Here is a 9,396-nt window from a genome sequence, read left to right on the forward strand (position 1 = left end):
TTGATCTGACCCGGAGGCGCCATTTGGCGTCTCTTTTGGGTTTTAGGGGATGACCTTGTTTGTTTTTCCCGGAATCTTGGACATAGGGAACAACAAAACTTGCATCCGGCAACGCGACGCTGTAACCCGCCCCGGTGGCATTGCGTCCACGAGAATCAAAACCAAGAAACGCCGTGTTTGGCCCATCACGCTTCGGGGTCACATCCGGCTTAGGAGAAGCGATATGAAACTGAACGAATTGCGCGATAACCCAGGCGCCGCACCGAAACGGACCCGCGTTGGCCGTGGTCCGGGCTCCGGCAAAGGTAAAATGGGTGGCCGTGGTATCAAAGGTCAGAAATCCCGTTCGGGTGTGGCCATCAACGGCTACGAAGGTGGCCAGATGCCGCTGTATCAGCGTCTTCCCAAGCGTGGCTTCAACAAGCCGAACCGTAAGGAATTCGCCGTTATCAACCTGGGTCTGATCCAGAAATTCGTCGATGCCGGCAAACTGGACGCCAAAGCTGCGATCACCGAGGACGCGCTGGTTGCGTCGGGTCTGGTTCGTCGCAAGCTGGACGGTGTCCGCGTTCTGGCCAAAGGCGAAGTCAGCGCCAAACTGAATCTGGAAGTGACAGGTGCTTCGAAGGCTGCCGTTGAGGCAGTTGAAAAAGCGGGCGGCTCACTGACGGTCACAAAAGCTGCTGCGGCAGAGTAAGCGCTTGTGAGCGGGCGAAGACCCGCTTACATAGAGCACTAAGTTTTCCCAGACGCCGCCCGAGCCGGAAAACGGTTCTGGGCGGTGTTTTCATAAGAGAGACCGATTTATGGTATCAGCAGCAGAACAAATGGCAGCCAACACAAGCTGGTCTGCCCTTGGCAAAGCCACCGATCTGCGCAACCGCATCCTGTTTACACTGGGTTTGTTGATCGTTTATCGCCTGGGCACCTTCATTCCGGTGCCGGGAATCGACGGACAAGCTCTTCGTGAATTCATGGAGCAAGCGGGGCAAGGCATCGGCGGTATGGTTTCGATGTTCACCGGCGGGGCGCTGGGTCGGATGGGTATCTTTGCCCTCGGCATCATGCCCTATATCTCGGCCTCGATCATCGTGCAGCTGCTGACATCCATGGTTCCCGCGCTCGAGCAACTCAAGAAAGAGGGCGAGCAGGGGCGCAAGAAGATCAACCAATACACCCGTTTCGGCACTGTGGCGTTGGCCACCGTTCAGGCCTATGGTCTGGCCGTTTCGTTGGAATCGGGTGATCTGGCCACCGATCCGGGCCTGTTCTTCCGCATGTCGACCATGATTACTCTGGTCGGCGGCACGATGTTCCTGATGTGGCTGGGTGAACAGATCACCGCACGCGGCATCGGCAACGGTATCTCTCTGATCATCTTCGTGGGCATCATTGCCGAAGTTCCGGCCGCTCTGGCGCAGTTCTTTGCCTCGGGCCGCTCGGGCGCGATCAGCCCTGCAGTGATCATCGGTGTGATCGTGATGGTGATTGCCGTGATTACCTTTGTGGTGTTCATGGAGCGCGCCTTGCGTAAGATCCACATCCAATATCCGCGCCGTCAGGCCGGTATGAAGATTTATGAGGGCGGCTCCAGCCACCTTCCGGTCAAGGTAAACCCGGCGGGCGTGATCCCAGCGATCTTTGCCAGTTCGTTGTTGCTGCTGCCGGTAACGATCTCCACCTTCTCGTCGGGCGCAACCAACGGGCCGATCATGTCGTGGCTGCTGGCCAACTTTGGCCCCGGACAGCCGCTGTATCTGCTCTTCTTCGCGTCGATGATCGTGTTCTTTGCCTATTTCTACACGTTCAATGTTTCGTTCAAACCGGACGATGTGGCGGATAACCTGAAAAAGCAGAATGGCTTTGTTCCGGGTATCCGTCCGGGCAAGAAAACCGCTGAATATCTGGAATATGTGGTCAACCGTGTTCTGGTTCTGGGTTCGGCGTATCTGGCGGCGGTGTGTCTGCTGCCTGAAATTCTGCGGAACCAGTTCGCCATTCCGTTCTATTTCGGCGGTACCTCGGTTCTGATTATCGTCTCTGTGACCATGGACACGATCCAACAGGTCCAGAGCCACCTGCTGGCGCACCAGTACGAAGGGCTTATTGAAAAGTCCCAGCTGCGCGGTAAGGGTAAGAAACGCGGCAGGAAGGGACCCGCTCGTCGATGAACATTATTTTGTTGGGCCCCCCGGGGGCAGGTAAAGGGACGCAGGCGCGCCACTTGGTGGAAACACGTGGCATGGTCCAGCTGAGCACTGGCGACATGCTGCGCGAGGCCAAGGACAGCGGCACCGAGATGGGCAACCGTGTGGCCGAGGTGATGGCCAAGGGTGAGCTGGTCACGGATGAGATCGTGATTGGCCTGATCCGCGAGAAGCTGGAGCAGGGTGCCAAGGGCGGTTTCATCTTTGACGGTTTCCCACGCACTTTGGCCCAGGCTGACGCGCTGGGTGAGTTGCTGGAAAGCACAGGTGAATCTCTGGACGCTGTCATTGCGATGGAGGTCAACGACGACGCTCTGGTCGCACGGATCACGGCCCGGTCGACCTGTGCTGGTTGCGGTGAGGTCTATAATGACATCACCAAGCCGATCCCGGCAGATGGGAAATGCACCAACTGCGGCAAGCAAAATGACTTTAAACGCCGCGCGGACGACAATGAGGAAAGCCTCAAGACCCGTCTGATGGAATACTACAAAAAGACCTCGATGCTGATCGGCTATTACCACGCCAAGGGCAACCTGTCTTGGGTCGATGGTTTGGGTGAAATTGATGAGGTTCAGGGCGCGATCGCAGGTGTGCTCGACGCCTGAGCGATCGGCATTTGAATATGGGCTTGACGACAGCGTCAAAAGCCCATATCGACCCCCATCCCTATAGGGAATCAAGACCGCAGGCGGGATTCGTCCCAACTGCCCCGACCACCTCGAATAATGCTGGGCCCAATGGCGACACTGCCACGGTCAAGCGTTGTGAAAAAAGGTTCTGGAGCTACGGAACCGCAACGAAAAGGAAAGTGACACGTGGCACGTATTGCCGGCGTAAACATCCCGACTGCAAAGCGGGTACCTATCGCCCTCACATATATCACCGGAATCGGCAACACCTCGGCCAAAGCGATCTGCGAAGCCGTGGGCATTGAAGCGACCCGTCGCGTCAACGAACTGTCCGATGCCGAAGTTCTGAAAATTCGCGAATTCATCGACGAAAACTTCACCGTCGAAGGCGACCTGCGCCGCGAAGTTCAGATGAACGTCAAGCGCCTGATGGACTTGGGCTGCTATCGCGGTCTGCGTCACCGCCGCAACCTGCCGGTTCGCGGTCAGCGTACCCACACCAATGCTCGTACCCGCAAAGGCCCCGCAAAGGCCATTGCTGGTAAGAAGAAATAAGGGAGGGTCTGACTGATGGCACGTGATAAGACTCGCGTTAAGCGCAAAGAGCGTAAGAACATCGCATCGGGCGTTGCCCATGTGAACTCGACCTTCAACAACACCAAGATCCTGATCTCGGACGTACAGGGCAACGCCATTTCTTGGTCGTCTGCCGGTACCATGGGCTTCAAGGGTTCGCGGAAATCGACCCCCTATGCCGCTCAGATGGCTGCAGAAGATGCAGGCAAAAAGGCGCAGGAACATGGCGTCAAGACGCTGGAAGTCGAAGTTCAGGGCCCTGGTTCGGGTCGTGAATCGGCACTGCGCGCGCTGGCCGCAGTTGGCTTCAACATCACGTCGATCCGCGACGTGACGCCGATTGCTCACAACGGCTGCCGCCCGCCGAAGCGTCGCCGCGTCTAAGCGATTTTGAATTGAGCTGGGGCCAGTGTTTTTGCACGGCCCCAGCACGTCATTTTGAACCTCGGGCGTCTGCACCTTGTTGGTCATGGGGCGCGGACAGGAATGGAGGGATTACATGATCCACAAGAATTGGGCAGAATTGATCAAGCCGACCCAACTGGACGGCAAGCCGGGCAACGACCCCGCGCGTCAGGCGACTCTGGTCGCTGAACCGCTGGAGCGTGGTTTTGGTCTGACTCTGGGCAACGCGCTGCGCCGCGTTCTGATGAGCTCGCTGCAAGGTGCGGCCATCACCAGCGTTCAGATTGACAATGTTCTGCATGAGTTTTCGTCGGTCGCAGGTGTCCGCGAAGACGTCACCGACATCATCCTGAACCTCAAGCAGGTTGCCCTGCGCATGGAAGTTGAAGGCCCCAAGCGCCTGTCGATCAATGCCAAAGGCCCCGCCGTTGTCACCGCTGGCGACATCAGCGAAAGCGCCGGCATCGAGGTTCTGAACCGCGATCACGTCATCTGCCACCTGGACGATGGCGCCGATCTGTTCATGGAACTGACCGTCAACACCGGTAAGGGCTATGTCTCGGCTGAGAAGAACAAGCCGGAAGACGCGCCTATCGGTCTGATCCCGATCGACGCGATCTATTCGCCGGTCAAAAAGGTTGCCTATGACGTTCAGCCGACCCGTGAAGGTCAGGTTCTGGACTATGACAAGCTGACCCTGAAGATCGAAACCGACGGTTCGATCACGCCGGAAGACGCGTTGGCCTTTGCTGCACGTATCCTGCAGGATCAATTGTCGATCTTCGTAAACTTTGACGAGCCGGAATCGGCTGGCCGCCAGGACGAGGACGATGGTCTGGAGTTCAACCCGCTGCTGCTGAAGAAAGTGGACGAGCTGGAACTGTCGGTCCGTTCGGCAAACTGCCTGAAGAACGACAACATCGTTTACATCGGCGACCTGATCCAGAAGACCGAAGCCGAGATGCTGCGCACCCCGAACTTCGGCCGCAAGTCGCTGAACGAGATCAAAGAAGTGCTGTCCGGCATGGGTCTGCACCTCGGCATGGATGTCGAGGACTGGCCGCCCGACAACATCGAAGATCTGGCGAAGAAATTCGAAGACGCCTTTTAAGGTGGTGCCGGGCCGAAGCCCGGCTTACTTCGCGCAAATACGTAAGGCGGGCTTCAGCCCGCCACTCGTTGAAACAAATGCCCGGGCTGCCGGGGACAAAATGGGCACTTCCGCCCCAAGGAGAGCCGGTGACACGCATCGCCGGCCAGACAAAGCAAAAACGCAAGATAGGAATTGAACAATGCGTCACGCACGTGGTTACCGCCGCCTGAACCGTACTCATGAGCACCGTAAGGCTCTGTTTGCAAACATGGCTGGCTCGCTCATCGAGCATGAGCAAATCAAAACAACTCTGCCCAAGGCAAAAGAACTGCGCCCGATCATCGAAAAGCTGGTCACTTTGGGCAAGCGCGGCGACCTGCACGCCCGTCGTCAGGCCGCAGCACAGCTGAAAGAAGACAAAGACGTCGCAAAGCTGTTCGAAGTTCTGGGCCCCCGCTACGCTGAGCGTCAAGGCGGTTACGTCCGCATCCTGAAAGCTGGCTTCCGCTATGGCGACATGGCACCGATGGCGATCATCGAATTTGTGGATCGTGACGTCGACGCCAAAGGTGCGGCCGACAAAGCCCGCGTTGCTGCTGAAGAAGCCGCAGACGAAGAATAAGAAAGCCCGTCTTTCTGAGCGAAACCCCTGCGCCACTGGTGTGGGGGTTTTTTCGTTCCGGCAGCCAAAAAGCGGTTTTGTTGCCAGAATCATTAACTTGGGCGATCCTTGGTTCAATTGAAGGATCGCAATATGTTTAGATATCTTGTTCTATTACTCGGGTTTTGCGCACCGGTTTCTGTGTTTGCCCAGGAGGCATCTCAGGACGCGCAGGCCGACGATACCCTGTTGACCGACGCCGAACTGCAAACGCTGGTCGCCCCGGTTGCGCTGTATCCGGACACGTTGCTCATCCAGATTTTCGTGGCGGCCACCCAACCGTTGGAGATCGTTAAGGCCGAGCGGTTCCTGCTGGACAACGCCGATCGCGATCCAACAGAGCTGGAGCCTGAGATCGACGCCATGGGCTGGGATCCTTCCGTCAGTGTGCTGGCAACGGCCTTCCCCGAAGTTGTAGGGCAGATGGCTACGCATATCGACTGGACCGAGACCATGGGGACCGCGATGCTGGCTCAGTCCGATGATGTGATGGACGCTGTGCAGGTCATGCGGGATCAGGCGATTGACAGCGGCGCGCTGATCTCGGGGCCGGAACAGACAGTTGAGGTGACCGAAGAAGAAACGGTCGTGATCACACCGACGAACACGGAAACGGTTTATGTCCCGCAATATGATCCGCAGACCGTCTACACCGGCCCCTCGACCGGGGACGTGATCGGGACCGCGCTGCTGACCTTCGGGGCGGTTGCCCTGATTGACGAGATCTTTGACGACGATGACGATTGGAATGACTACTGGGGCTGCCGGAATTGTGGTGGATGGAACGGTCAACCCATCGTCAGAAACCCCGACATCGACATTGATGTGGATGGTAATATCAACATCGGTAATGAGATTGACCGGGGCGACCGGACGGATATCGGCTGGACCCCGGACCCCGAGCGGAAAGAACAGGCACGCGACAAGATATCGGATCACAAAAGGCCTGAAGGCGGCCGAGGCGATTTACCTGTCAACCGACCGGACGGGCGGACGGATGAACTGCGAGCCAAGCTAAGCCGGGAATCCGGTGCGGCGGATATCAGTCGTGACCGCGCCGCTGCCGTTGCTGCGGGCGCTGGTGCCGGGGCCGTGGCGGGAAGCGCGTTGGCCAACCGTGGCGGCGACAAGCAACTGCCGAAGGTGAACCGTGGCAACGTGGACGGGGACAGGGCCGCCGCCAAGCAGCAGGCCATTGACCGCACCAAGCAAAGGCCGAACGCTGCCAAGAAACCGGTCAAGCAGAAGCCGCAAAGCGTCAAGAAACCTCAGGCAAAGAAACCGGTGACGACTCAGCGCAAGCCATCTGCTGCCAAGGGCGCGGCCATGAAGAAAAAATCCTCTGGTAACAGGGCCAAAAGCGCGTCGAAACGTGGACACGCGGCCAAAGGAGCACGGAGAAGATAATATGCGCAAAGCGGTTGTTTCTGTATTCTTTCTTCTCGCATCTGCTGGCTTGGCAATGTCCGAGGGCGCGCGATTTGAAACGCCTCAGTCGGCGCTGGACGCATTTGTGGATGCACTCAGGGCGGATGATCACAACGCCCTGCTGGACATTTTTGGACCTGAAGCCGAAGACCTGATTGGCTCTGGCGATCCTGCTGAGGACAAGCAAAGGCGGCGTGAGGTGCTGGGCATGTACGCCGAGGGCTATCGCTTTCAACCCGAAGACGATGGGGTTGTGATCCTGTTGGGCGAGGATAGCTGGCCTTTCCCCATCCCGATCCTGCGCAGCGCAGAGGCTTGGCGGTTCGACATCGAAGCGGGCGCTGAAGAAATCGCCGCGCGCGAGATTGGTCTGAACGAGTTGGAAGTGATCGACCTTCTTGAAGCCTATGTTGATTTGCAGGCGGCGTTCCGACTGGTCGACCACGACGGCGACGGTGTCATGGAATTTGCTCGCACCATCATTGCCGATCCAGGCGCGCGGAACGGGTTGTTCTGGCCGGATGAAGACAGTTTCGTCGGGGCGGCGTTGGCAAGGGCCGCGGCATCAGGTTGGAGCGATGGTGAAGCGGATTACGAAGCCGAGCCGTTTCTAGGGTATTATTTCACGATCCTGCAGGGGCAGGGGCCGAATGCCCCTGGTGGCGCCTATTCTTATATGGTTGGTGACAAGTTTGTGGCGGGTCACGCAATGCTTGCGGTTCCGGCGGATTATGGCGAGACGGGCATTCACTCGTTCATCGTGGGCGAGAACGGTATCGTTTACGAGGCTGACCTGGGGCCCGAAACGCTGGACCTAAGCGCAGATATCGAAGCCTATGATCCCGGCCCCGATTGGTCATCAGTAGAATGACGCGCCGCCAGTGACAGCCGAGGCGTCTATTTCTAACGTTCAGCCCAGGCACCGAAGCTGCCATCTTCGTGGGTAGGCGCTTGCATTAAGGCGCCCAGAGCCGCATATCCATCTGAGATTTGCAGGTCGAGGAAACAATGCTCCGCCCGTCCCTATTCGCGCTTTTCATAGCGTGCGCGACTTTTGCTGCGGCAGAAACCCGTGTCCCCCAATCACAGGCCGAAATCTCATTGGGATTTGCGCCGGTCGTCAAGCAGGCGTCCCCGGCTGTCGTGAACATCTATGCAAAGATCATCCGTCAGGGGCGTGCGAACACCCTGTTCTCTGACCCGTTCTTTCAGGACTTTTTCGGACGTGGATTCTCGGAACCTCGTCAACGGGTCCAGAATTCCTTGGGGTCCGGTGTCATCTTGTCAGACGATGGTTACGTGGTGTCGAACTACCATGTCGTCGGAACAGCGACCGAGATTCGCGTCGTTACGACGGATCGCCGCGAATACTCGGCGCAGGTTGTGTTGGGCGACAAGGAAAGCGACATCGCCATTCTACGGCTGGAGGATGCGGCGGACCTGCCATACCTTCAAATGCGCGATTCCGATCAGGTCGAGGTCGGAGAACTCGCATTGGCCATCGGAAACCCGTTCGGAGTAGGGCAGACCGTGTCGTCGGGGATTATTTCAGGTTTGGCGCGCACGGGTACGGCAACGGGCAATGCGCGGGGCTACTTCATTCAGACGGATGCAGCGATCAATCCGGGTAACTCGGGTGGTGCATTGATCGACGTGAATGGGGACCTTATCGGGATTAACACGTCTATTCTGACGCGATCCGGCGGGTCGAACGGCATCGGTTTTGCTATCCCTGCAAATCTGGTGGCCGAGTTTCTGCGGCAAGCGCAATCCGGTAATGAAAGCTTTGTAAGCCCCTGGGCAGTAATGGCCGGGCAGCATATGAGCGCTGATATTGCCGAGTCCCTTGGGCTTGTCATCCCGCAGGGCGTCGTGATCTCGGACCTGCACAGGCTAAGTCCTTTGGCCGAGGCCGGATTGCGTGTCGGTGATGTTGTGACTCATGTTGACGGGGATGAGGTGAACTCACCCGCCGAGATGAAGTTTCGGATGTCTGTCGCGGGTGTTGGCGGTACATCGGTTCTAACCCTGTTGCGCGGCGACAGCAGCGAAGAGATTGAGATCGCGCTGATCAAAGCCCCGGAAACACCATCGGCGGATAAAACTACGCTGGATGATCAAACGGTCATGCCCGGTTTAGAGGTGTCGCGCATCAATCCGGCAGTGATTTCGCGGATGGGATTGCTGTTGTCACAGACCGGGGTCGTCGTGGTTGATGCCGGCCCCTATGGCGGGCGGTCCGGTCTGCGTGCGGGTGATGTGGTCGACAGCGTCAACGGTCAGGACATTCGGCATCCCGACGATCTGGTCGACGCGCTAACCGATCCGGGCCGCAGGCTGCAATTTGATATCCTGCGCGGTAGGCGCGCTGTATCTTTGCGATTCAGGCTGTGA

General features: G+C 57.9%; 10 protein-coding genes. All 10 read left to right on the forward strand.

Going from position 1 to position 9,396, the window contains the following annotated elements:
* The first annotated feature begins 223 nt into the window (after positions 1 to 223).
* The 10 genes from rplO to RUESEDTHA_RS13540 all read left to right on the forward strand — a co-directional run bounded on the left by rplO (position 224) and on the right by RUESEDTHA_RS13540 (position 9,396).
* Positions 224 to 697 (forward strand): 50S ribosomal protein L15, encoded by a 474-nt coding sequence (rplO, locus tag RUESEDTHA_RS13495; RefSeq protein ID WP_180887325.1) that lies wholly within the window; start codon positions 224 to 226, stop codon positions 695 to 697.
* A gap of 109 nt (positions 698 to 806) precedes the next feature.
* Positions 807 to 2,171 carry a preprotein translocase subunit SecY gene (gene secY, locus RUESEDTHA_RS13500; protein WP_180887326.1) on the forward strand — a complete coding sequence of 455 codons (1,365 nt, stop codon included), beginning with the start codon at positions 807 to 809 and terminating at the stop codon, positions 2,169 to 2,171.
* Complete coding sequence (locus RUESEDTHA_RS13505; protein WP_180887327.1) at positions 2,168 to 2,815, forward strand: adenylate kinase; 648 nt, start codon at positions 2,168 to 2,170, stop codon at positions 2,813 to 2,815. Before secY ends, RUESEDTHA_RS13505 begins: the two co-directional genes overlap by 4 nt.
* A 210-nt stretch (positions 2,816 to 3,025) precedes the next feature.
* Positions 3,026 to 3,394 carry a 30S ribosomal protein S13 gene (rpsM, locus tag RUESEDTHA_RS13510; protein WP_170377641.1) on the forward strand — a complete coding sequence of 123 codons (369 nt, stop codon included), beginning with the start codon at positions 3,026 to 3,028 and terminating at the stop codon, positions 3,392 to 3,394.
* A 15-nt stretch (positions 3,395 to 3,409) separates the two neighbouring features.
* Entirely contained in the window at positions 3,410 to 3,799 is a 390-nt protein-coding gene (rpsK, locus tag RUESEDTHA_RS13515) for a 30S ribosomal protein S11 (RefSeq protein WP_008757289.1), read from the forward strand.
* Positions 3,800 to 3,914: 115 nt separating this feature from the next.
* A complete protein-coding gene (locus RUESEDTHA_RS13520) occupies positions 3,915 to 4,931 on the forward strand; it encodes a DNA-directed RNA polymerase subunit alpha (RefSeq protein ID WP_170403678.1) in 1,017 nt (338 codons plus the stop codon).
* 181 nt (positions 4,932 to 5,112) lie between these two features.
* Positions 5,113 to 5,535: a 50S ribosomal protein L17 gene (gene rplQ / locus RUESEDTHA_RS13525; protein WP_039538314.1), complete on the forward strand. Its 423-nt coding sequence runs from the start codon at positions 5,113 to 5,115 to the stop codon at positions 5,533 to 5,535.
* Positions 5,536 to 5,667: 132 nt separating this feature from the next.
* Entirely contained in the window at positions 5,668 to 6,981 is a 1,314-nt protein-coding gene (locus tag RUESEDTHA_RS13530; RefSeq protein ID WP_180887328.1) for a DUF3300 domain-containing protein, read from the forward strand.
* A gap of 1 nt (position 6,982) precedes the next feature.
* On the forward strand, positions 6,983 to 7,873 hold the full coding sequence (locus RUESEDTHA_RS13535) for a DUF2950 family protein (protein ID WP_180887329.1): 891 nt from the start codon (positions 6,983 to 6,985) through the stop codon (positions 7,871 to 7,873).
* 137 nt (positions 7,874 to 8,010) lie between these two features.
* Positions 8,011 to 9,396, forward strand: coding sequence for a trypsin-like peptidase domain-containing protein (locus tag RUESEDTHA_RS13540; RefSeq protein WP_180887330.1), 1,386 nt, complete (start codon positions 8,011 to 8,013; stop codon positions 9,394 to 9,396).

Source organism: Ruegeria sp. THAF57 (genome assembly GCF_903914075.1).
Lineage (GTDB): Bacteria > Pseudomonadota > Alphaproteobacteria > Rhodobacterales > Rhodobacteraceae > Ruegeria.

Excerpts from the sequence above, each read along its gene's own strand:
- rplO (WP_180887325.1), top strand. The coding sequence starts at position 224 with ATGAAACTGAACGAATTGCGCGATAACCCAGGCGCCGCACCGAAACGG.
- RUESEDTHA_RS13505 (WP_180887327.1), top strand. The coding sequence starts at position 2,168 with ATGAACATTATTTTGTTGGGCCCCCCGGGGGCAGGTAAAGGGACGCAG.
- RUESEDTHA_RS13530 (WP_180887328.1), top strand. The coding sequence starts at position 5,668 with ATGTTTAGATATCTTGTTCTATTACTCGGGTTTTGCGCACCGGTTTCT.
- rplQ (WP_039538314.1), top strand. The coding sequence starts at position 5,113 with ATGCGTCACGCACGTGGTTACCGCCGCCTGAACCGTACTCATGAGCAC.
- RUESEDTHA_RS13535 (WP_180887329.1), top strand. The coding sequence starts at position 6,983 with ATGCGCAAAGCGGTTGTTTCTGTATTCTTTCTTCTCGCATCTGCTGGC.
- rpsK (WP_008757289.1), top strand. The coding sequence starts at position 3,410 with ATGGCACGTGATAAGACTCGCGTTAAGCGCAAAGAGCGTAAGAACATC.
- RUESEDTHA_RS13520 (WP_170403678.1), top strand. The coding sequence starts at position 3,915 with ATGATCCACAAGAATTGGGCAGAATTGATCAAGCCGACCCAACTGGAC.
- secY (WP_180887326.1), top strand. The coding sequence starts at position 807 with ATGGTATCAGCAGCAGAACAAATGGCAGCCAACACAAGCTGGTCTGCC.
- RUESEDTHA_RS13540 (WP_180887330.1), top strand. The coding sequence starts at position 8,011 with ATGCTCCGCCCGTCCCTATTCGCGCTTTTCATAGCGTGCGCGACTTTT.